Origin of the sequence: Xylanimonas sp. McL0601 (assembly GCF_049852175.1) — a bacterium.
Lineage (GTDB): Bacteria > Actinomycetota > Actinomycetes > Actinomycetales > Cellulomonadaceae > Xylanimonas.
The window spans coordinates 2,154,181-2,176,053 of sequence record NZ_CP187527.1; the positions used below are offsets into that span (position 1 = coordinate 2,154,181).

The following is a 21,873-nucleotide window of genomic DNA, read 5'->3' on the forward strand; positions in this document are numbered from 1 at the left end:
ATCTCGGCCACCGGATGCGTAGGGTGACCGCATGCGCGTCCTCGGAGTCGACCCCGGCCTGACCCGGTGCGGTGTCGGCGTCGTCGACTCCCTCCCGGGGCGTCGGGCGCAGATCGTCGCCGTCGGCGTGATCCGCTCCGACCCGGCCGCGAGCGTGGACCTCCGGCTGCTCACGGTCGCGCGCGAGCTCGACGAGTGGCTCGACTCGCACCTGCCCGACGTCGTCGCCGTCGAGCGCGTGTTCGCGCAGCACAACGTGGGCACCGTCATGGGCACCGCGCAGGTCGCAGGGCTGGCGATGCTCGCCGCGGCCCGGCGCGGCGTCCCGGTGGCGCTGCACACCCCGTCCGAGGTCAAGGCCGCTGTGACCGGGTCCGGCCGCGCGGGCAAAGAGCAGGTGCAGCGCATGGTGCAGCAGCTCCTGGGGCTCGCCGAGGCCCCGAAGCCCGCGGACGCCGCAGACGCGCTGGCCCTGGCGATCACGCACCTGTGGCGCCCGGCCGGAGCCCTGCAGGGCGGAGAGTGCAACGAGCTCACCCCGGCCCAGCGCGCCTGGGCCGCCGCCGAGCAGGCGGCCCGCCGTGCCCCGCGGCGAGCGCCGAGATAGCGTCCGAGGCCGCCGTGTCGTGACCAGCCGGTCGCTGCGAGTTGGTACGTTGGACCGTCGTACGGGTGTTCGATCGTTAGGAGTCTCGTGATCGCCTCGCTCACCGGGGTCGTGGAGCACGTCTCGCTCGACCGGGCCGTGATCGACGTCAGCGGCGTCGGCTACCTCGTGCACGCGACACCCGCGACGCTGGCGGCGCTTCGCGTGGGGGAGCGGGCGCGGGTGTTCACCACGCTCGTGGTGCGCGAGGACTCGATGACGGTGTTCGCGTTCACCGATGCCGACGAGCGGGCGGTGTTCGAGACGGCGCAGTCCGTCTCGGGCGTCGGGCCGCGCATCGCGCTCGCGCTGCTCGCCGTGCACACGCCCGACGCCGTCCGCCGCGCCGTGCACACCCAGGACGTCAAGGCGTTCACCCGGGTGCCGGGCATCGGCCAGAAGGGCGCACAGCGCATCGTCCTGGAGCTGAGCGGCAAGCTCCCAGCGCCGGGACCCGGCACCGGGATCACGGCGGGTTCGACGCCCGCCGGCGGGGGAGACCAGCGGGACAAGGTCGTCGGGGCGCTGGTCGGCCTCGGCTACCCGAGCAAGGTCGCGGACGACGCCGTCGCGCGCGTCCTCGAGGAGTCCGGCGCCGAGACGGTGACCGACGCCGACGTCGCCGCGACCCTCCGCGCGACCCTGCGCTCCCTGGGCGGCCGACGTGGCTGAGGGGCGCTACGAGGAGCCGCAGTTCACCAGCGAGCGCATCGTGACGTCGTCGGCCGACGACGTCGAGCGCGCCGCCGAGGCGGCGCTGCGGCCCAAGCGGCTCGAGGAGTTCGTGGGCCAGCCGGTGGTGCGCGACCAGCTCTCGCTGGTGCTGCAGGCCGCGATCGCGCGCGGCGCGCCACCCGACCACGTGCTGCTCTCCGGCCCGCCGGGCCTGGGCAAGACGACGCTCGCGATGATCATCGCCGGCGAGCTCAACACCTCGATGCGCGTCACGAGCGGCCCGGCCATCCAGCACGCGGGCGACCTCGCCGCCGTGCTGTCCTCGCTCGAGGAGGGCGAGGTGCTGTTCATCGACGAGATCCACCGCCTCGCCCGGCCGGCCGAGGAGCTGCTGTACGTCGCGATGGAGGACTTCCGTGTCGACGTCATCGTCGGCAAGGGCGCTGGGGCGAGCGCCATCCCGCTCGCGCTGCCGCCGTTCACGGTCGTGGGCGCCACGACCCGCAGCGGCCTGCTGCCGGCGCCGCTGCGTGACCGCTTCGGCTTCACGGGTCACCTCGACTTCTACGACGCGGCAGACCTCGAGCGCGTCATCGTGCGCTCGGCGGGGCTGCTCGGCGTCGAGATCCAGCACGCGGCGGCGCACGAGATCGCCGGACGCTCGCGCGGCACGCCCCGCATCGCCAACCGCCTGCTGCGGCGCGTGCGGGACTGGGCGCAGGTGCGGGGCAGCGGCAGGCTCGACCTCGCGGCGGCGCGTGCGGCGCTCGAGGTGTACGAGGTGGACCCGCTGGGCCTCGACCGGCTCGACCGGTCCGTGCTCGACGCCCTGTGCCGCCGGTTCGGCGGCGGCCCCGTCGGCCTGTCGACGCTCGCGATGACGGTGGGCGAGGAGCCCGACACCGTCGAGACGGTGGCCGAGCCGTACCTGGTCCGCGAGGGCTTCGTCGCCCGCACGCCCCGGGGGCGCATCGCCACGCCGCTCGCGTGGGAGCATCTGGGCCTCGCGGTCCCGGCCGCGGCGTACGGCGCGACGGCGGGCACGCTGTTCGAGGTGGCCGACACGGCCGGGAACTCGGAACCGTCCTGACGCGTTGGGGCCACCGAATAGACTGGACCGGCCCGTAGGCCGGTCGGGTCTGCCTGCAGACCCGTAGCGCAAGGAGACCCCGTGAACAACCCTTCGTTCCTCATCCTGATCGTCGTGCTCCTCGGCCTCATGTTCTTCATGTCGTCGCGCCAGCGCAAGCAGCAGCGGACGCAGCAGGAGTTCCGCAACGAGCTCACGCCCGGCCAGGAGGTCATGACCGCGTCGGGCCTGTTCGGCACCATCGTCGAGATCGACGAGGTGACCGACAGGATCACCCTCGACTCGGCCGGCTCGCGCTCCGTGTGGCTCCGCGCCGCCATCTCCAAGCGGATCGACACCCCGGTCGACGGGGCCCACGAGGCGGACGTCATCGCGCAGTCACCCGCGACGGGTACGATCGCGCCCGCAGACGACGCCGCCGTCATCGACGTGCCTGACGACATCTCCGGTCTCGACACCGCCCAGCGTGAGTACCGCGAGCAGCAGCAGCGCAAGGACGACGAAGGCAAGTGACGCGAGCGTCGGCCGGGTCCTCCCGGCCGGCGTCACCCGCGCCGACCACCCCGGCGGCGCGCACACGAGAGAAGACAGAAGTTGGCCAACTCCAGCACGCGACGATCGCGGCCGGTACGCACGCTCGTCATCTTCGCGGTCCTGACGATGCTGCTGCCGATCGCCGGTCTCATCGCCGGCACGTTCATCGACGGCCGTAGCAGCGACAACCCGAGCGGTGCGAGCCTGACGCCGGGCCTCGCCCTCGACCTCCAGGGCGGCACGCAGATCATCCTGAAGCCGACGACGACGAACGGGTCGGAGGTCACGCCCGCGACGATCACCGAGGCGATCAACGTCATCCGCCAGCGCATCGACGCCAACGGCGTCTCCGAGGCGGAGATCACGAGCCAGGGCCAAGGCAACATCGTCGTGGGCATCCCCGGCAAGCCCTCCCAGGAGACGATCGACCTGGTGAGCCAGGCCGCGCAGATGCGGTTCCGACCGGTGCTGACCTACAGCGCGGGCGTCCCGACGCCCACGCAGAGCCCGTCGCCGAGCGACGCGGCCGCGGACGCCCCGAGCGACGGGGCGACGCCGGAGGCCAGCGTGAGCCCGGCCGGCAAGTCTGCCGCAGGCCCGGTCGTGGTCCCGGCGGCCGACGCGGCCAGCCCGTCGCCGAGCCCCTCGCCCAGCGCGACTGACGGCGCCGCGACCGGGTCGAACCCGAGCGACCTGGCGCAGATCACCCCGGAGATCCAGGCGCAGTTCGACAAGCTCGACTGCTCCGACCCGGCGAACCTGCGCGGTGGCGGCGGCGACGACCCGACGAAGCCGCTGGTCGCGTGCTCGCAGGACGGCAGCATCAAGTACATCCTGGGCCCGGTCGAGGTCGAGGGCACGCACATCAAGAACGCGACCTCGGGCCTGATCCCGGGACCGAACAACACCGTGACCAACGACTGGGGCGTCTCGCTGACCCTCGACTCGGTCGGTGCCAAGCAGTTCGCCAAGACGTCGCAGCGCCTGCTCGCCTTCGGTAACGGCAACCCGCAGAACCAGTTCGCGATCGTGCTCGACGGTCTGGTCGTCTCCGCGCCGGGGATCAACGACGCGATCACGGACGGCCGCGCGCAGATCTCGGGCTCGTTCACCCGCGACTCCGCCGCGACGCTGGCCAACCAGCTGAGCTTCGGCGCGCTGCCGCTGCAGTTCGAGGTGCAGAGCCAGCAGGAGATCTCCGCGACCCTCGGCTCGGAGCAGCTCCAGAAGGGTCTCATCGCAGGCCTCATCGGCCTGCTGCTCGTGGTCGTGTACTCGCTGTTCCAGTACCGCACGCTGGGCCTGCTCACGGTCGCCTCGCTCGTCGTGGCGGGCGTGATCACGTACGGGTCGATCGCGCTGCTGAGCTGGGGGCTGGGCTACCGCCTGTCCTTGCCCGGTGTCGCCGGCTTGATCGTGGCGATCGGCTTCACGGCGGACTCGTTCATCGTGTACTTCGAACGCATCCGCGACGAGCTGCGCAACGGCCGCACCCTGCACTTCGCCGTGCAGCGCGGCTGGGAGCGTGCGCGCCGCACGATCTACGCGGCGAAGGCCGTCAACCTCATCTCCGCCGTGATCCTGTACTACCTGGCCGTCGGCGGCGTGCAGGGCTTCGCGTTCACCCTGGGTCTGACCACGGTCATCGACGTCATGGTGGTCGTCTGGTTCACCCACCCGGTCATGGAGCTGCTCACCAAGGTGCCGTTCTTCCGGGACGGGCACCCGGCGTCCGGCCTCAACCGGGAGCGTCTGACGATCTCGGGCGTCAAGCCGCGGTACGTCGGTGCCGGCCGCGTGGCCATGCCGGAGACCATCGCGGAGGAGGCCGCCGCGGAGGTCAACGCCGAGGCGGAAGGATCCGTCCCTACGGCCGAGCCCGTGCTCGTGGGGGCGAAGGCGGCCGCGCCGCTGCCCGCGCCCGCGACGGACGAGTCCGGACGTCGTCTGACCATCGCCGAGCGGCGTGCCGCCGAGCGCCGGGCCGCCGCTGAGGCGACCGACGAGAACGAGGAGGGCCGCTGACATGGCCGGGTTCAGCTTTGCCGCCTGGGGCAACGACCTGTACACCGGTCGTCGCTCCTACCCGATCATCGCCAAGCGCAAGCGATGGTTCGCCGTCGCCGGCGTGCTGGCGATCGCATCGATCGCGCTCCTGTTCTTCAAGCCGCTGTCGCTCGGTATCGACTTCCGGGGCGGCACGGAGATCTCCGTCGAGAACGTCTCCAGCACCGAGCAGGGGCCGGCGATCGCGGCCGTGCAGGCCGTCGTGCCGGCCGACGAGCCGCGCGTGGCCTCGGTGGGCAGCAACGCGCTGCGCATCCAGACCGCGCAGCTGACCGACCAGCAGGTCGCCGACATCACCTCCCGCCTGGCCGATGCCTACGGCTTCGACCCGGCGAACGACGTGACCGTGTCGAAGGTCGGCCCGACCTGGGGTCAGGGCGTGTCGATGCGGGCCCTGTGGGGCGTCATCGTGTTCGTCCTCGCGGCGGCCGCGTTCATGGCGATCTACTTCCGGGCCTGGCGCATGTCGGTCGCGGCGATCGTCTCGATGCTCGCCGACCTGCTCATCTCGGCCGGCGTGTACGCGCTGGTCGGCTGGGAGGTCACGCCGTCGACCATCATCGGCTTCCTGACGATCCTGGGCTTCTCGCTCTACGACAAGATGGTCGTCTTCGACAAGGTCCGCGAGAACGTCGACGGTGTCCTCGACCAGAGCCGCACCACCTACGCCGAGCGCGCGAACCTCGCCGTCAACCAGACGCTGGTCCGCTCGATCAACACCTCGGTGGTAGCGCTGCTCCCGGTCGGCGGCATCCTGTTCGTCGGGGCCCTGCTGCTGGGCGCGGGCACGCTCCGCGACCTGTCGCTGTCGCTGTTCGTCGGGATCGCCGTGGGTGCGGCGTCGTCGCTCTTCCTCGCCACGCCGCTCGACGTGGCGCTGCGCGAGAAGGAGCCGAAGATCGCGGCGCACACCGCGAAGGTGCTCGCCGCGCGTGCCGGGTCCGTCGAGGGCGAGGACGTGCTGATGAACGACGCAGCCCTCCAGCTGACCCCGGGCCAGCATCTCGGCCAGGGCGCGCAGCCGCGCCGGAAGCATCGATGACCGACGACATCTCACTCGTCGCCCTCTCCGGCCTCGGGCCGGAGAGGGCGGCGGAGATCCGCGCTCTGATCCGTGACGTGCCGGGCTACCCGCACGAGCCGATCATCTTCCGCGACATCACCCCGTTGCTCGCGGACGGCGCGGCGCTCGGCGACGTGATCGAGGCCTTCGCCCGCCTGTGCGAGGGCGAGGACGGCCACGCGATCGACGTCGTCGCCGGGATGGAGGCACGCGGGTTCCTCCTCGGCGCCCCGCTCGCCACCCGGCTGGGCGTCGGGTTCGTGCCGCTGCGCAAGGCCGGCAAGCTGCCGCCGCCCGTCGAGCGGGTCGAGTACGAGCTCGAGTACGGCTCGGCGGCGATCGAGCTGCGCACCGGGACGCTTCGCGCGGGCGCGCGCGTTCTTCTGGTGGACGACGTGCTGGCGACCGGCGGCACGGCAGCGGCCGCGGCCGAGCTCGTCGGCCGGTGCGGCGGCCAGGTGGTCGCCGCGGCGTTCCTCCTGGAGCTCGGCGGGCTGGGTGGACGCGAGCGCCTGACCGGCAGAGTCGTCGAGACACTGCTGCGCGTCGAGGAGAAGGCCGCGTCGTAGACTGGCGCCTCGACACCGGCGGAAGGAGGCGTGTCATGGGCGAGGAGACCGTCCCCGCGACACCCGGCACCGGTGTCCGTGTCCGAAACCGCCTGGTGCGCCTCGGCGTCCGCGGTGCCGGCAGCGGCGTGAGCCCTGCGCTCGAGCCGTTGCTGCAGGCCGTGCGCGCCGCCCACCCGAAGTCCGACCTGTCGATCATCGAGCGCTCGTACACCGTCGCCGAGAAGGCGCACCGCGGGCAGCTGCGCAAGTCGGGCGACCCGTACATCACGCACCCCGTCGCCGTGGCGACGATCCTCGCCGAGCTCGGCTTCGAGGGCACCACGATCGCGGCGGCGCTGCTGCACGACACGGTCGAGGACACGGAGTACTCGCTCGACCAGCTCCGCGCCGAGTTCGGCGACGACGTCGCGCTCCTGGTGGACGGTGTCACCAAGCTCGACAAGGTGAAGTACGGCGACGCGGCCCAGGCCGAGACGGTGCGCAAGATGGTCGTGGCGATGGCCAAGGACATCCGCGTGCTGGTCATCAAGCTGGCCGACCGCTTGCACAACGCCCGCACGTGGAAGTACGTGCCCTCCGCCTCGGCGGAGCGCAAGGCGCGCGAGACGCTCGAGATCTACGCCCCGCTGGCTCACCGCCTGGGCATGAACACGATCAAGTGGGAGCTGGAGGACCTCTCCTTCCAGGCCCTGTACCCCAAGGTCTACGACGAGATCGTGCACCTGGTGGCCGAGCGTGCCCCGGCGCGTGAGGAGTACCTGTCGGTGGTGCGCGAGCAGATCATGGCGGACCTGCGCGGGGCGAAGATCAAGGCGACCGTCACGGGCCGGCCCAAGCACTACTACTCGATCTACCAGAAGATGATCGTCCGCGGGCACGACTTCGCGGACATCTACGACCTGGTGGGCACGCGCGTCCTGGTGGACACGGTGCGCGACTGCTACGCGGCGCTGGGCGCGCTGCACGCGCGCTGGAACCCGGTCCCGGGCCGGTTCAAGGACTACATCGCGATGCCGAAGTTCAACATGTACCAGTCGCTGCACACGACGGTCGTGGGGCCGGGCGGCAAGCCGGTCGAGATCCAGATCCGCACGCACGACATGCACCGGCGGGCGGAGTACGGCGTCGCGGCGCACTGGAAGTACAAGGAGACGGCGCGCGCCGGCAAGCCCGCGCCGAACGAGGACCCGCGGGCCAACGACATGGCCTGGCTGCGCCAGCTCGTCGACTGGCAGCGGGAGACGGCCGACCCGAGCGAGTTCCTCGACTCGCTGCGCTATGAGATCGGCGGCGCCGAGGTCTACGTGTTCACGCCCAAGGGCGAGGTCATGGCGCTGCCCGCCGGCTCGACGCCGGTCGACTTCGCCTACTCGGTGCACACCGAGGTGGGCCACCGCACCATGGGCGCGCGGGTCAACGGCCGCCTGGTGCCGCTCGACTCGGCGCTGCAGAACGGCGACGTCGTCGACATCCTCACGTCGAAGGCCGAGTCCGCGGGGCCGTCCCGCGACTGGCTCGCGTTCGTGAAGTCGGCTCGCGCACGCAACAAGATCCGGTCCTGGTTCACCAAGGAGCGGCGCGAGGAGGCCATCGAGCAGGGTCGCGACGCCATCACCAAGGCGATGCGCAAGCAGAACCTGCCGATCCAGCGGCTGCTGTCGCACGAGACGCTCGTTGGCCTGGCCACCGAGCTGCGCTTCGCCGACGTCTCGGCGCTGTACGCGGCCGTGGGCGAGGGGCACGTGTCCGCGCCGCACGTCGTCGACCTGCTGGTGAAGTCGCTCGGCGGCGCGGACGGCACCGAGGAGGACACGGCCGAGACCGCCGTCCCGGGCGTCCCGACGACGGCGCGGCGCAGCCGCGCCGGCGACCCCGGTGTCGTGGTCAAGGGCGTGGGCGACATCTGGGTCAAGCTCGCCAAGTGCTGTACGCCCGTGCCGGGCGACGACATCATCGGGTTCGTCACCCGTGGCGCCGGCGTCTCGGTGCACCGCGCCGACTGCGCCAACGTCGAGGGCCTGCGCTCCCAGCCCGAGCGGATCGTGGACGTCGCGTGGTCGACAGGCTCGAACACGACGTTCCTGGTGCAGGTCCAGGTCGAGGCGCTCGACCGCTCGCGCCTGCTCTCGGACATCACGCGCGTGCTGTCCGACAACCACGTCAACATCCTCTCGGCGACGGTCTCGACGACGCAGGACCGGATCGCGATGTCGCGGTACGTGTTCGAGATGGCCGAGCCTGCCCACCTGCAGCAGGTGCTGTCGGCGGTGCGCAAGGTCGACGGTGTATTCGACGTCTACCGGATCACGGGCGCGAAGGCGGAGGCTCCTCCGCACCTGCCGCCGCTGTGACCCCGTGGCACGATCGACCGCATGACGCTGCCGATCAGCCCGCCGATCCTGCCGATGCTGGCCAAGTCGGTCCCGGCCGTCCCCGACCAGCCTGACGAGCCGGCCTGGGACTACGAGCCCAAGTGGGACGGGTTCCGCGCCATCGTCTACCGCGACGGCGACGACGTGCGCATCGACTCGCGCAACGCCCGTCCGATGCAGCGGTACTTCCCCGAGGTGGTCGCGGCGGTGAAGGCGGCTCTTCCCGAGCGCTGCGTCGTCGACGGCGAGATCGTCATCGCCCGGCCGGGCGACGGCCGGGCACGCCTCGACTTCGAGATGCTCTCGCAGCGCATCCACCCGGCGGACTCCCGGGTGCGGATGCTCGCGGAGACGGTGCCGGCGAGCCTCGTCCTGTTCGACGTGCTGGCGGTCGGCGACGACGACCTGACGGGTCGCCCGCTGGCCGAGCGGCTCGCCGCCCTCGACGGGCTCGGCCTGGACGGCCCGCAGGTCTTCGCGACGCCCCGCACGACCGACCCGGCCGTGGCCCGCCGCTGGTTCGAGGAGTTCGAGGGTGCAGGCCTGGACGGAGTCGTCGCCAAGCCGCTCGCCGACCGCTACCAGCCGGACAAGCGCGTGATGCTCAAGGTCAAGCACGCCCGCACGGCCGACGTCGTGCTCGCGGGCTACCGGCTGCACAAGACGTCGACGGCGTCGACGCCGCTGATCGGGTCGCTGCTGCTCGGCCTGTACGACGACGCGGGTCAGCTCCAGTTCGTCGGGGTCTCGGCGTCGTTCCCGACGGCGCGGCGCGCGGCCCTCCACGCGGAGCTCGCGCCGCTCGTCGTGGAGCGGGGCGACGACGACCACCCGTGGTCCGACTGGCAGGATCCGTCGACCATGGGCGAGCGCCGCCCGGGGGCGCAGTCCCGCTGGAGCGCGGGCAAGGACCTGTCGTTCACGCCGCTGCGTGTGGAACGCGTGCTGGAGGTCGGCTACGACCACATGGAGGGCACGCGCTTCCGCCACACCAGCCAGTTCAAGCGCTGGCGCCCCGACCGCGACCCGGCGAGCTGCACGTACGCGCAGCTGGAGGAGCCGGTCGGCTACGACCTCGGGTCGCTGCTCCCCGGGGCCCCGGGTACCGCCTGAACGATGAGTCCGCCGCTCGGGGAGCGTCCACGAGGCATGGGAACCCTGAGGTACGGGATGAGCTGCTCGCTCGACGGCTACGTGGCCGACGCCGGCGGCGGCTTCGCGTGGACCGCCCCGAGCGTCGAGGCGCACCTGTTCGTCAACGCGCTGACCAGGGACGTGCGCACGTTCGTCATGGGCCGGAACATGTTCGAGACGATGCGCGTCTGGGACACGATGCCGCTCGGCGAGGAGCCGGCCACGGACGAGTTCGCCCAGATCTGGCGGGCGGCGGACAAGATCGTGTGCTCGGACTCGCTGACGGGGGTCGAGGCGCCGCGCACGTCGTTCGAGCCGCGCCTGACGACGGACCGGCTCGCCGAGATCGTGGCCGCGACCCACGGCGTGGTCGAGGTGTCCGGCCCGACGACAGCGGCCGATGCGCTACGCGCGGGCATGGTCGACGACATCCGCCTGTTCGTCGTGCCGCACGTCGTCGGCGGCGGGTTGCGCGCGTTCCCGGACGACGCGCGGCTGCCGCTCGAGCTCACCGACGAGCGGCGGTTCGACGACGGGACGGTCTACCTGCGGTACCGCCGCGCCTGACCTCAGCCTTTCGGCCGGTCCCGGTCCCGGCTCGGCTGCACCCGCTTGGGCTCGCCCGCCATCTTCGGGTACTCGGGCGGGTAGGGCAGGTCGCCCAGGCCGTGCTCCTCCTCGTCGCGGCGGGCCAGCTCGAGGGCCGCGTCGAGCGAGCAGTCCAGCGCCGGATCCCGGTCGGCGCGCAGCGGAGCGAACAGGTCGCCCACCTCGGCGAAGCGAGCCGGCATCGTCAGGACGTCGAAGTCCGCGGGCTGCACCTCGCCCACCTCGTCCCACCGCAGCGGCGCCGACACCGTGGCCTGCGCCCGCGCCCGGATCGAGTAGGCCGAGGCGATGGTGCGGTCGCGGGCCATCTGGTTGTAGTCGACGAAGATCTTCTGGCCGCGCTCCTCCTTCCACCACTTCGTCGTGACGGCGTCGGGCAGCCGCCGCTCGAGCTCGCGCCCGATCGCGATGGTGGCCCGCCGCGCCTGCCCGAACGTCCACTGCGGGGCCAGCGGCACGAACACGTGCAGCCCGCGCCCGCCCGACGTCTTGGGGTAGCCCGTCAGCCCCAGCTCGCCGAGCACCTCGCGCAGCATCGGCGCGACCTTGGCCGCGTCGTCGAACGTGGTGCCCGGCTGCGGGTCGAGGTCGATGCGCAGCTGGTCGACCGCCTCGACGTCGTCGCGCCGCACCGGCCACGGGTGGAAGGTCAGCGTGCCGAGGTTGGCCGCCCACGCGACGACCGCGAGCTCGCTGGGCGCGACCTCCGCGGCCGTGCGCCCCGACGGGAAGGCGATCGTGGCCGTCTCGACGTACTCCGGTGCACCCTGCGGCAGCCGCTTCTGGTAGAACGCGTCGCCGCGCGAGTCGGCGCGGGTGGCCATGACGGCACCGTCGAAGAAGCCCTTCGGCCACCGCTCGAGCGTCGTGGGCCGGTGCAGCAGCGCCCCGAGGATCCCGTCGCCCACGGCGAGGAAGTACTCGACGACCTGCAGCTTCGAGAGCCCGCGCTCCGGGAAGACGAGGCGGTCGGGGCTGGAGACGCGCACGGTGCGGCCGGCGACGTCGAGCTCGACGGCGGGCGCGGCGGACGGAGCCATGCGCCCCACGTTAAGGGCCTGCGGCCGCGGCGGCGAGCCGTTCGCGCGCGGCCGCGAGCACGGCACGGGCGGCGGGCCGCCCGACGACGCGGTTGCGGCGTTCCAGGAACCGCGCGGCCGCAGCGAGATCGGCGCCCCCGCGCGCCAGCTCCAGCACGAGCCCGAGCGCCTGCTCGTGCGGCAGCCGCGTCGCGACGTCGACGACGGTGCGTCCGACCGCGGTGACCCGGACGCCGCCGAGCCACGTGCAGTCGGACGCGAGCCGGAGCGTCCCGGTGCGGCGCACCAGGTCGAGCGGCTCCGGAAGGGCGCCGCCGCAGTGCACCCAGACGGCGCTCGGGCCGGTGACGACGGCGCCCGCCGGGACCCGCGGCGCGAGCGCCGCACCCCGGACCTCGGCCGTCACCGCGACGCCGACCGGCACCGCGGCGTCGTCGACCACCGCCCGGAGGGCGCCACCCCGCACCAGCACCTGCCACGCAGCCCGCCCGCCGACGTCGGACGGGCGCACCACGGGTTGCCGGGCGGGCGCAGGCGGCAGAAGAGCGGATACGACGACGGGCTCCATGCCCCGGACGCTAGCCAAGCCGCCCGGGGCACGGAGCCCGCCTGTGGATATCAGCCGCGCGAGTCCTCGGCCGCGCGCACGACCTGCTCGAGCCACGAGCGCCGCGCCGCGAGCGCCGTCTCGAGCTCCTCGACCTTGCGCTTGTCGCCCTTGGCCTGCGCCGCGGCGAGCTCGCCCTCGAGGCCCTCGATCGCGGACTCCAGCTGGGCGGCCGCGCCCTCGGCGCGCGCCCGCGTCTCGGGGTTGCTGCGCACCCACTGCGCCTGCTCGGCGTCCCGCACGGCCTGCTCGACGGCACGCAGACGGCCCTCGACGCGCTGGACGTCGCCGCGCGGCACCTTGCCGGCGGCCTCCCAGCGCTCCTGGATGCCGCGCAGCGCGGCCTTGGCCGCAGCGAGGTCCTTGACCGGGACGAGCGCCTCGGCGTCGACCAGGATCGCCTCCTTGACGGTGAGGTTCTCCGCGTACTCGGCGTCGACGGCAGCGTTCTCCTCGTCGCGGGCCGCGAAGAAGGAGTCCTGCGCGGCGCGGAAGCGGGCCCACAGCGCGTCGTCGTCACGGCGCGCCGCACGGCCCGCCGCCTTCCAGCGGGTCATGAGGTCACGGAACGCGCCCGCGGTGGCACCCCAGTCGTTGCTGGCCGCCAGCGCCTCGGCCTCGGCGACGAGCTGCTCCTTGGCGGCCTTCGCCGACGAGTTGCGCTGCTCGAGCTCCGCGAAGTAGTGCCGGCGCTCGCGGTCGAACGCGGTGCGGGCGTGGCTGAACCGCTTCCAGAGCGACTCCTCGGTGGCGCGGTCGATGCGCGGGCCCGAGCGCTGCGCCTCCTTCCAGCTGTCGAGCAGGGTGCGCAGCTCCTCGCCCGCGGGGCGCCACTGCATGCGCTGCGGGTCGGTGCCGGCGACCTTCTCGGCGGCCTCGACGATCGCGGTGCGGGCGGCGACCGCCTCGGCCTTGGCCGCAGCGCGCGCCTCCTCGAGGGCCGCGCGGCGCTCGGCTGCGACCGTGCCCAGCGCCTCGACGCGCGAGCGCAGACCGTCGAGGTCTCCGACGGCGGCCGGCTCGGCCGTCTCCTCGCCCAGCTTGGCGAGGGTCTGGTCGATCTCCTTGACGGACAGGTCCGCGCTCGACAGGCGGGTCTCGAACAGCGACACCTTGGCCGCGAGGTCGAGGTAGCGACGCACGTACAGGCTCATGGCCTCCGAAGGCGTCACGCCGGGGAACTGGCCGACGGCGCGTTCGCCGGCGGCCTCGCGCACGAAGACGGTGCCCTCGTCGTCGACCCGGCCGAACGTCTCGGCGGCCGACACGGCGGCGGCGTCGAGCGCCGGCGGGGCGACGACCGGCGCGGCCTCGGCGGCGGGCACCGCCGGGGTGGGACGGCGCAGCGGCGACGGCTTGGGGAGGCCCGACGGCTTGGGAGCGGCCGGCTTCGGGGTTTCGATGGAGGTCTCGGGGGAGGTCTCTGGAGTCTCGGCCGTCTCGGGAGCCGTCTCGGGAGCGGTCTCGGGAGCGGTCTCGGGAGCGGTCTCGGGAGCGGTCTCGGAGACGGTCTCGGAGACGGTCTCGGGGGTGGTGTCGGGAGCCTCGGGAGCCTCGGGAGTCTCGGCCGTCTCGTTCACGTTCTCGGTGACCTCGCCCTCGACGACGCCCTCGGCGGGTGTGGGGTCGTTCGTAGCGGCAGCGGGATCGCTCACTTGGTGTCAACTCCTTCGATGGTGACCGGCGTGGCCGGGGAGCCGTCGGAGCTCCCGTCTGCCACGCCCGCGTCAGCGACTGCCTGGACGATGTCCAGGCCGGACGTGATCCGTCCGAACACGGTGTACCCGCCCGCAGCATCGGACGGGATGGTGGAATCCTTGTACACGACGAAGAACTGCGAGCCCATCGACTCGCCGTTGTTCGGCTGGCGTGCCATGGCCAGCGTGCCGGCCGTGTACACGTCGTCGGGCGGCGCGTTCTCGATGGGTCCGAACGAGTACCCGGGCCCACCGGTCCCGGTTCCCGTCGGGTCGCCGCACTGCAGCACGAAGATGCCCGATGTCGTCAGGCGGTGACACGGGGTGCCGTCGAAGAACCCGCCCCGGGCGAGCGAGACGAAGCTGGCCACCGCCTGCGGGGCGGCCTTGCCGTCCAGCTGGACCGTGATGGCCCCGGCGGAGGTCGAGATCGTCGACGTCCAGGTGCGGCCCTCGGCGGCCGACGGGTCGGGCAGCGTGAAGGTCGGCGACGGCGACGGCCCCGGCGATGCCGTCTGCGTCTGCGTCTGCCCGGCGGCGCTCGGCGTGTCGTGGGTCGTCAGGCCGAGGATGAGCGCCGTGCTCACGAGGGCGAGCACCATGGCACCGGCCACGACGGCCGCGACCAGCTGCCGCCGCTGACGCGCCTTGGCCTGCTTCGCCTCCCACCGCGCCTGTTGCTTGCGCGCCGCAAGCTCACGCTCGCGCTTCGTGGACGCCAAACCTCGCTCCTCCCGGGCTGCACTCGCACGCGCACGCGTGCGGAGCACAGTCTAGGCACCGGGGGCGCGGGCCACACCGCCCGGCCCGGCGCACGAAGGCTACGGTGGCCGCGTGCAGGTCCACCTGGTCGTCGCGCCCGTGTTCGGAACCAACTGCTGCGTAGTGGTCGGCGGCGCGGGCGAGGAGGGCGCGGATGCCCTCGTCGTCGACGCCGGCGCCGGCGTCGCTCCCGCGGTGACGTCCCTGGTCGCGGAGCGGGGCTGGCGCGTGCGGGCCGTACTGGCGACGCACGGCCACGTCGACCACACGTGGGATGCGGCCGCGCTGTGCGAGCGCTTCGCGGTGCCGCTGCGCATCCATGCGGCCGACGCGTACCGGCTCACCGACCCGTTCGGCACGCTCGGCCTGCGCGCCGGGGGAGTGAGCGATGCGCTGCGCGCCGCGGTCGCCGGCCTGGGCCTGAGCGCCGACGACTACCGTGCGCCGGCCGACGTCGTCCCCTTCGACGCCGCGGGCGACGACGGCGCGGGCACGCTCGAGGCGGGGGCGTTGCGCCTGCGCGTCATCCCCGCCCCGGGCCACACCGAGGGCTCCACGCTGTACGTCGCCGACGGCGTCCTGCTCGCGGGCGACGTGCTGTTCGCAGGCTCGATCGGCCGCACCGACCTGCCCGGCGGCGACGACGCCGTCATGCGCGCGACGTTGCGCGACGTCGTCTCGCGGCTCGACCCGGAGCTCGCCGTCGTGCCCGGGCACGGGCCGACGACGACGATGGAGCGCGAGCTGGGGACAAACCCGTATCTCGGCTGACCCGCCCCGGCCGATCTGGGAGAATCGCGCGCATGGCCCGCATCGCCCCCCTCTCCGGATTCCCCGAATGGCTCCCCGACGGTCGCGTCGTCGAGCAGCACGTCCTCGGCACGCTGCGCCGCACGTTCGAGCTGCACGGGTTCGCCGGGATCGAGACGCGGGCGGTGGAGCCGCTCGAGCAGCTGCTGCGCAAGGGGGAGACGTCGAAGGAGGTGTACGTGCTCCGCCGTCTGCAGGCGGACCCGGACGCGGTAGACAACGACAAGCAGCTCGGCCTGCACTTCGACCTCACCGTCCCGTTCGCCCGCTACGTCCTGGAGAACGCCGGCAAGCTCGCGTTCCCGTTCAAGCGCTACCAGATCCAGAAGGTCTGGCGCGGCGAGCGTCCCCAGGACGGCCGCTTCCGCGAGTTCGTCCAGGCCGACATCGACGTCGTCGGCGCCGGCGAGCTGCCCTACCACTACGAGGTCGAGCTGCCGCTCGTCATGGCCGCCGCGTTCGACGCGCTCGCCGGCATCGGCCTGCCGCCCGTGCGCATCCTCGTCAACAACCGCAAGGTCGCCGAGGGCTTCTACCTCGGCCTCGGCCTCGACGACGTCGAGGGCGTGCTGCGCAACATCGACAAGCTGGACAAGATCGGGCCCGACGCGGTCGCGGCGGCGCTCGCGGAGGAGTGCGGTGCCACCCCCGAGCAGGCGAAGGCGTGCCTCGAGCTCGCGTCCATCTCGGGCTCGGACGCGACGGTCGTCGACCGGGTGCGCGAGCTGGCGGCGTCGTACGACGCCTCGACGGAGCTGCTCGAGACGGGCCTGACCGAGCTCGGCGCGCTGGTCGAGGCCGCCGCCGTGCGGGCCCCCGGCGTCGTCGTCGCCGACCTGAAGATCGCGCGCGGCCTCGACTACTACACGGGCTCGGTCTACGAGACCGTCCTGATAGGCCACGAGGCGCTCGGCTCGATCTGCTCCGGCGGGCGCTACGACACCCTCGCCTCCGACGGCAAGAACACCTACCCGGGCGTGGGCCTGTCGATCGGCGTCTCGCGCCTGGTGTCCCGCCTGCTGTCGGCAGGGCTGGTGCAGGCGACGCGCTCCGTTCCGACGGCGGTGCTGGTCGCCGTCGTGAACAAGGACGAGCGCGCGGCCTCCGACGTCGTCGCGGCGGCGCTGCGGGCACGCGGCATCCCCGCCGACGTCGCGCCCAAGGCGGCAAAGTTCGGCAAGCAGATCCAGTTCGCCGACCGGCGGGGGATCCCGTTCGTGTGGTTCCCGGGCGAGACCGACCAGGTCAAGGACATCCGCTCCGGCGAGCAGGTCGACGCCGACGCGGCGTCGTGGGAGCCGCCTGCCGAGGACCTGTGGCCGCGGGTGGTCCCGGGCGTCTGACGCCTACTCCTGGATGAGCGACAGCACGTTCCGTGCCGGGTCGCAGAACCAGGCGATCGTGGGGCCCTGCGACGGGTCCGTCGAGCGCGCGACGCCGTCGGGGTCCTGGTGCAGCCCCGGGTAGTGCTCGAGCCCCACGCCCGCGGCCTTGAGCTCGGCCACGGCGGCGTCGACGTCGGGCACCACGAGGTTGAGCACCGTGTAGGTCGCGGGGGAGTGCGCCTCGCCCTTGGGGTACACGAAGATCGGCTCACCGCCGGTGACGCGCAGCTCGAGACCCATCTCCGTGGAGCGGGCGTCGAGGCCGAGCGTGTCGCGGTAGAACGTGAGCGCCGCGTCGAGGTCGTCGACGGAGAAGCCGCTGAAGATGCGGGTGGTGCTGACCATGGGGGTCTCCTCTCTCCCTGTGAAGGCCGACGACGTAGAGACCCGGGACTCACCGCTCGACGGCGAGCTCCCGCAGCCGGTCGAGCAGGGCTGCGTGCGTCCCGGCGTCGGCGGCCGCGATCAGGCCGTCCGCCTCGGGGCCCAGCGGGCCGCCGTCGAGCGCGGTGACGACGGCGCCCGCGGCCTGGCACAGCGCGATACCGGCCGTGAAGTGCACCGAGCCGTGCAGGCGGCCACCCGAGACATAGGCGGCGGCCCGGCCGGCCGCGACCCACGCCAGGCCGAGGGTGCTGGAGACGACCCGCGGGAAGAACGACGCCCGGAACGCGACGTCGTCGAGCAGGTGCAACCCGCTGCGGCCGGGGTAGTGCGACTCGAGGTTGACGACGACGAGCCGCGAGCTCGCGGAGGGCCGCACGGGCGCGTCGCCTGCGGCCGTGCGCACGAACGCGCCGCCGCCGTCGCACCACGTCACCGTTCCCGCGGGCGGGTCGGCGACGGCGGCCACGGCCGGGACCCCGTCGACCTCGAGCGCCACGTTGACAGCGAAGAGCGGCAGGCCTGCGGCGAAGTTGAGCGTGCCGCAGATGGGGTCGACCAGCCAGCGCCGGGTGGTGCCCCCGGTGGACCCGAGCTCCTCGCCGACGACGCCGTCGTCCGGTCGTGCCGCGGCGAGCGAGGCCCGGATGGCGCGCTCGGCGGCGACGTCGGCGTCGGTCGCGAAGTCGACGCCCTCCTTGGCGTGATGGTCGAGGTCGGTGCCGAATGCGGCGAGAGCAACGGTGGCCCCGGCCTGGGCGGCGGCGATGGCGACGTCGGCATCGGCATCGGTGAGCATGGCGCCACGGTAGCGGTGGAAGGGATGGGCGATCCTACGGATCCGCGCGAGGTGCCCGCCAGGGTCTCCTCGGGGGTGCGCCGGCAGACCGGGCGGCGCACCCACCGGAGAGGTGAGTCTCATGCCGCTGTACATGGACGTCCACGAGCTCGACCACCCCGTCGCCCTGCCCGACGTCGCCGACCTCGCGACTCAGGAGGCGCACGATGGGCGCTTGCCATCGCAGGACACCAGTGACAGTGAGGTGGACGGCACTACCTCGTGGTCGCCGCGCCCTGGGCGATGGCCTCCAGCCGCTCGACGATCGCAAAGGGAGCTGGGAGAGCGAGGGTTGCCAGGCGTAGTGCCTCCGCGCGGCGCCTTGTCGACCGGTCGGCGCGAACGGAGGTGATGGTGTGAGCAATGGTGGCGGGGGTCGCCGTGATCGGGTCGAGGACTTGACCCAAGCCCAGGTCGCGGACGCGTTCGGCGGTGAAGGGATGGTCGGCTCCCATCGGGAAGACGATCTGCGCGGCTCCGCTGAGCACGGACCTGACGAACAGTCCGCTTCCTCCGTGGTGAAGCACGATGTCGGCGCGCGGAAGCGCTGCGTCAAGGTCGACATACTGCTCTACCTGGACATGCGACGGCTGCGGCCCGAAGCTGGCGGGATCCAGGTCTCGGCCGACTGCGACGGTTGCAGGCGTTCCGGCTGTGGCCAGTGCGGTCAGGATCCGGTCGAACAGATCGCCGGACTCGGTGTTGAACTCGGTGCCGAGCGTCGCGACGACGTAGGGCTCGGTGCGCGGAGCGGGTCCGGGTTCGGGACGCATCCAGAGGGCATCACCTGGTGCGGGAAAGCGCGGATCACGCATCGCTGGGGCGAACGGGACGACGAAGCAATCGCCGCGAGGGCGTATCGGCGCCGGCACGCCGAGCCTCAGGCGCAGGGCCTCCAACGCGCCGACGAGGCGGTCTGGCCGTACGAGGGCTCCGGAAGCGATGACCGCCACGACTGCGACCGGCACCCCTGCTCGCTGGGCGGCGGCCATCGCGCCGAAATCGACCTCGTCGCACACCACCAGGTCGACGCCGGCCAGTTCATCCCTCATCGCTGCCGCCGAACGGTGCGCGGCCTCGCCCGCGAAGTAGCGCTCGATGACGGACAACTCATGCTCGATGTCGACGGGGGTGAGCGGTGCGACTGTGTCGGCGAGCTGCGTTCGTCGATCTGGCCTGGTTGCGATCCGCGTGTAAACGCCAGCGGGCGCGACAGTGGCAGCGGACTCGCGCCCCACGAGCATGAGCTCATGACCCGCTTCGGCGAGAGCGACGTGCAAGGGGATCTGGGGCACAAGATGACCTGCACCACCAACGAACGAGCAGAGAACGCGCACGGGTTGACAGTAGCCACGCCGTCACCGCGCCGACTAAAAGCACCGATCGGCGGCGGAGTGCATATTCAACCAGCTCAAGCGGTGGCGGCCGTGGCCACGAGGTTCGGCAAGCTCCGACCCGCCGGGCCTGGCGCAGCGATTATCCGAGTGACGGGTGCCGATGCGGCGAACGGCCCGGGCACGACCTCGTCTCGTGGGATGCCGGAGATATCTGCGCTGAGGTCCAGATCAGACCCGTCGGGGTTGGTGTAGGCCATTTCGGCCTGGTAGCTCGTCCCGAGGCGCGCGGTCGTCACCGGGTCGACGACGTCGAGGCCCGCCACGGAGGTCACGTCGACGCGAACGGTGCCGGCTTCGGCGTCGAGCACCTCGACGCGCACCGGTGACGTGCCGATGACGAGGGCCGTGGGTTCCGCGCGGAACGGCTCCGCGCCCTCCGCGTAGAGGTTGCCCTCGACCCAGACCGGGAGGCGTGGCCCGGCCAACGCGCTGCCGTCCTCGTTCGGGTACTCCTGCGCCGTCGGGTAGGCGTCGTACTGCGAGGTGCCCACCGGGGTCGGCACGAAAGTGGCCTGGCCGGGCACGCCGTCCATGTCGATCCCGCCGGACCAGAAGCTCGCGAGCGCCGGTTCCTCCTGTGCCTGCGGTTCGGTGCCCTCGCGCCCACCTTCACCGACGAAGACGTTGTTGTAGAACCGGTTGTCCCCGCCGAGGATGTTCGAGACGCCGTAGACGGCTGTCGAGTGCGGGAGGTGGTACGGCGTGTACCGCTGGTGCTCGGTGCAGTTCGCGAGGCGACCTGCGATGTAGTTGTGCACGTAGGCGCCGCCGGTAGACATGTCCTTGACCGCCCACGGCGACAGGAACAGGTTCGAGTCCACGAGGTACGGGCCGTGGCAGACCTCGACCATGAAGTCCTCGGACGTTGAGGCGTAGAAGACGTTGCGCCGCACGAGGGTGCCCTGGGCCTGCCAGTCGAGCCACAGGGCTCGGTGCGTGTGATGGATGGTGTTTCCGCTGATCACCGTGTCGATGGCGGCGTGCAGCTTGATGCCGGACACCTCGGCGCCGTGCCACTGGCGCTTCACGTGGATGCGGGAGATGTGGTTGTCCGCGATGGTCGAGAACGCGGCTCCCAGGTGCCCGACGATGCCGGCCTGCTCGCAGTCCCGGATCGTGTTGCGGCGCACCGTGTGGGAGCCGACGTGGTCCCGGCCCCACGGGTGCGGCTCGCCAGCGGCGGGCCCACGCAGGGCGAGCGCCCGCTGGATCACCTCGCGCTCGCGCTGCGTGCCGCCCTTGGCGCCCTTCGGCCCCGCGGCCGCCTCGTTCTGCCCGGTGCTGGCCTCCTTGCCCAGCGAGACGCCGACGTTCTTCGAGTCGGTGATCGTGTTGTCCTCGATCACCCAGCCCTTCGACCAGTGCGGACCGATCAGGCCCTCTTGCAGCGCGGTGGGCGGGGCCCACTGCGTGGCGGCCTTCGTCAGAGTGAAGCCGCGCACCGTGATGTAGTCGATGCCCGTGGCCGCGGGCCAGAAGACGAACGTGCGCGCGTTGATCTCGATCTCGTGCGCAGCCGGGTCGGCGCTCCCGAAGTTCGCCCAGATCGTCGTGACGTCGTCGCCCACCTCGCAGTACCAGGTCAGCAGGGAGCCTGCCTGGTCGAACGAGTCCTTGGTGACCTCAGGGTGCTCGACGCCGGCCAGGGTCAGCGACTCGTACATGGACCTGCCGTCGAGATACACCTCGCCGGTGTGCCAGGTGTTGACCCAGTCGAAGAACCAGTCCCCGCCGATGCGTTCGGCGTACGGGTTGCGTGTCCTGAACAGGGCGTTCGGCACCGTCGCCACCCAGACCTGGCCTGTGGCCGCGGCGCCGGGGTGGGGATGCCAGTCGGTGATCACCTCTGCGCCGGAGATCGTGACCGGCTCGTACACGCCGTCCGCGCCCAGCGCGGCCTGGTAGGTGATCGGCGCAGCGGCCGTACCGCCGCGCGGCGGATTCACCCATTCGCGGTACACGCCTTCATGCACCACGACGGTGTCCCCTGGTTGTGCCAGCGCCGCGGCCGCGCCGATGGTGAGCAGGGGGGTCTCGGCGGTTCCGGCGGCGGTGTCGGACCCGGACTTCGCGACGTGTAGTTCCACGCGTGGAACCTTAGCGTCGGGCTATCGCCGTGCGCGTCTCCTGCCGCCGACCGGGACAAGAAAGTGCACCTGAACTCTGTTCGCGGAGTCGGTCGCAGCACGGA

20 protein-coding genes are annotated in these 21,873 nt (G+C 72.3%); 12 read left to right on the forward strand and 8 right to left on the reverse strand.

Features of this window, described 5'->3' with window-relative positions:
• The first annotated feature begins 31 nt into the window (after nt 1-31).
• From ruvC to ACO4JP_RS09920, 10 genes are all read left to right on the forward strand, one after another.
• Nucleotides 32-607, forward strand: a complete 576-nt coding sequence (gene ruvC, locus ACO4JP_RS09875) for a crossover junction endodeoxyribonuclease RuvC (protein WP_425953520.1) — start codon at nt 32-34, stop codon at nt 605-607.
• 87 nt (nt 608-694) lie between these two features.
• On the forward strand, nt 695-1,318 hold the full coding sequence (ruvA, locus tag ACO4JP_RS09880; protein ID WP_425953521.1) for a Holliday junction branch migration protein RuvA: 624 nt from the start codon (nt 695-697) through the stop codon (nt 1,316-1,318).
• Entirely contained in the window at nt 1,311-2,411 is a 1,101-nt protein-coding gene (gene ruvB / locus ACO4JP_RS09885; protein WP_425953522.1) for a Holliday junction branch migration DNA helicase RuvB, read from the forward strand. The genes ruvA and ruvB overlap by 8 nt, the downstream gene beginning before the upstream one ends.
• Nucleotides 2,412-2,492: 81 nt before the next feature.
• Nucleotides 2,493-2,924 (forward strand): preprotein translocase subunit YajC, encoded by a 432-nt coding sequence (yajC, locus tag ACO4JP_RS09890; protein WP_425953523.1) that lies wholly within the window; start codon nt 2,493-2,495, stop codon nt 2,922-2,924.
• Nucleotides 2,925-3,071: 147 nt separating this feature from the next.
• Nucleotides 3,072-4,970, forward strand: a complete 1,899-nt coding sequence (secD, locus tag ACO4JP_RS09895) for a protein translocase subunit SecD (protein WP_425957083.1) — start codon at nt 3,072-3,074, stop codon at nt 4,968-4,970.
• Nucleotide 4,971: 1 nt separating this feature from the next.
• Nucleotides 4,972-6,054, forward strand: a complete 1,083-nt coding sequence (gene secF / locus ACO4JP_RS09900; protein ID WP_425953524.1) for a protein translocase subunit SecF — start codon at nt 4,972-4,974, stop codon at nt 6,052-6,054.
• Nucleotides 6,051-6,644, forward strand: coding sequence for an adenine phosphoribosyltransferase (locus ACO4JP_RS09905; RefSeq protein WP_425953525.1), 594 nt, complete (start codon nt 6,051-6,053; stop codon nt 6,642-6,644). Before secF ends, ACO4JP_RS09905 begins: the two co-directional genes overlap by 4 nt.
• Nucleotides 6,645-6,679: 35 nt before the next feature.
• Nucleotides 6,680-8,998: a RelA/SpoT family protein gene (locus tag ACO4JP_RS09910; protein ID WP_425953526.1), complete on the forward strand. Its 2,319-nt coding sequence runs from the start codon at nt 6,680-6,682 to the stop codon at nt 8,996-8,998.
• Between the two features lie 21 nt (nt 8,999-9,019).
• Nucleotides 9,020-10,132, forward strand: a complete 1,113-nt coding sequence (locus ACO4JP_RS09915; RefSeq protein WP_425953527.1) for an ATP-dependent DNA ligase — start codon at nt 9,020-9,022, stop codon at nt 10,130-10,132.
• Nucleotides 10,133-10,168: 36 nt separating this feature from the next.
• Nucleotides 10,169-10,720 carry a dihydrofolate reductase family protein gene (locus ACO4JP_RS09920; protein WP_425953528.1) on the forward strand — a complete coding sequence of 184 codons (552 nt, stop codon included), beginning with the start codon at nt 10,169-10,171 and terminating at the stop codon, nt 10,718-10,720.
• 2 nt (nt 10,721-10,722) lie between these two features.
• On the opposite strand, the gene ligD is transcribed toward ACO4JP_RS09920, so the two are convergent.
• Genes ligD through ACO4JP_RS09940 form a run of 4 tightly spaced genes read right to left on the reverse strand, consistent with a single transcriptional unit; the run spans nt 10,723 to nt 14,828 of the window.
• A complete protein-coding gene (gene ligD / locus ACO4JP_RS09925) occupies nt 10,723-11,802 on the reverse strand; it encodes a non-homologous end-joining DNA ligase (protein ID WP_425953529.1) in 1,080 nt (359 codons plus the stop codon).
• A gap of 10 nt (nt 11,803-11,812) precedes the next feature.
• Nucleotides 11,813-12,370, reverse strand: coding sequence for a hypothetical protein (locus ACO4JP_RS09930; protein ID WP_425953530.1), 558 nt, complete (start codon nt 12,368-12,370; stop codon nt 11,813-11,815).
• Between the two features lie 50 nt (nt 12,371-12,420).
• A complete protein-coding gene (locus tag ACO4JP_RS09935) occupies nt 12,421-14,064 on the reverse strand; it encodes a DUF349 domain-containing protein (protein ID WP_425953531.1) in 1,644 nt (547 codons plus the stop codon).
• Nucleotides 14,061-14,828: a peptidylprolyl isomerase gene (locus ACO4JP_RS09940; protein WP_425953532.1), complete on the reverse strand. Its 768-nt coding sequence runs from the start codon at nt 14,826-14,828 to the stop codon at nt 14,061-14,063. Before ACO4JP_RS09940 ends, ACO4JP_RS09935 begins: the two co-directional genes overlap by 4 nt.
• Nucleotides 14,829-14,940: 112 nt before the next feature.
• On the opposite strand from ACO4JP_RS09940, the gene ACO4JP_RS09945 reads away from it, so the two are divergent.
• Nucleotides 14,941-15,639, forward strand: coding sequence for an MBL fold metallo-hydrolase (locus ACO4JP_RS09945; RefSeq protein ID WP_425953533.1), 699 nt, complete (start codon nt 14,941-14,943; stop codon nt 15,637-15,639).
• A gap of 32 nt (nt 15,640-15,671) precedes the next feature.
• Nucleotides 15,672-17,021 carry a histidine--tRNA ligase gene (gene hisS / locus ACO4JP_RS09950; RefSeq protein ID WP_425953534.1) on the forward strand — a complete coding sequence of 450 codons (1,350 nt, stop codon included), beginning with the start codon at nt 15,672-15,674 and terminating at the stop codon, nt 17,019-17,021.
• Between the two features lie 3 nt (nt 17,022-17,024).
• Here hisS and ACO4JP_RS09955 read toward each other — a convergent pair whose 3' ends face one another.
• From ACO4JP_RS09955 to ACO4JP_RS09970, 4 genes are all read right to left on the reverse strand, one after another.
• Nucleotides 17,025-17,408 (reverse strand): VOC family protein, encoded by a 384-nt coding sequence (locus ACO4JP_RS09955; protein ID WP_425953535.1) that lies wholly within the window; start codon nt 17,406-17,408, stop codon nt 17,025-17,027.
• A gap of 49 nt (nt 17,409-17,457) precedes the next feature.
• On the reverse strand, nt 17,458-18,246 hold the full coding sequence (locus ACO4JP_RS09960) for an inositol monophosphatase family protein (protein WP_425953536.1): 789 nt from the start codon (nt 18,244-18,246) through the stop codon (nt 17,458-17,460).
• A 254-nt stretch (nt 18,247-18,500) separates the two neighbouring features.
• On the reverse strand, nt 18,501-19,622 hold the full coding sequence (locus ACO4JP_RS09965; RefSeq protein WP_425953537.1) for a glycosyltransferase: 1,122 nt from the start codon (nt 19,620-19,622) through the stop codon (nt 18,501-18,503).
• Between the two features lie 74 nt (nt 19,623-19,696).
• Nucleotides 19,697-21,769, reverse strand: coding sequence for a hypothetical protein (locus ACO4JP_RS09970; RefSeq protein WP_425953538.1), 2,073 nt, complete (start codon nt 21,767-21,769; stop codon nt 19,697-19,699).
• Between the last annotated feature and the right edge of the window lie 104 nt (nt 21,770-21,873).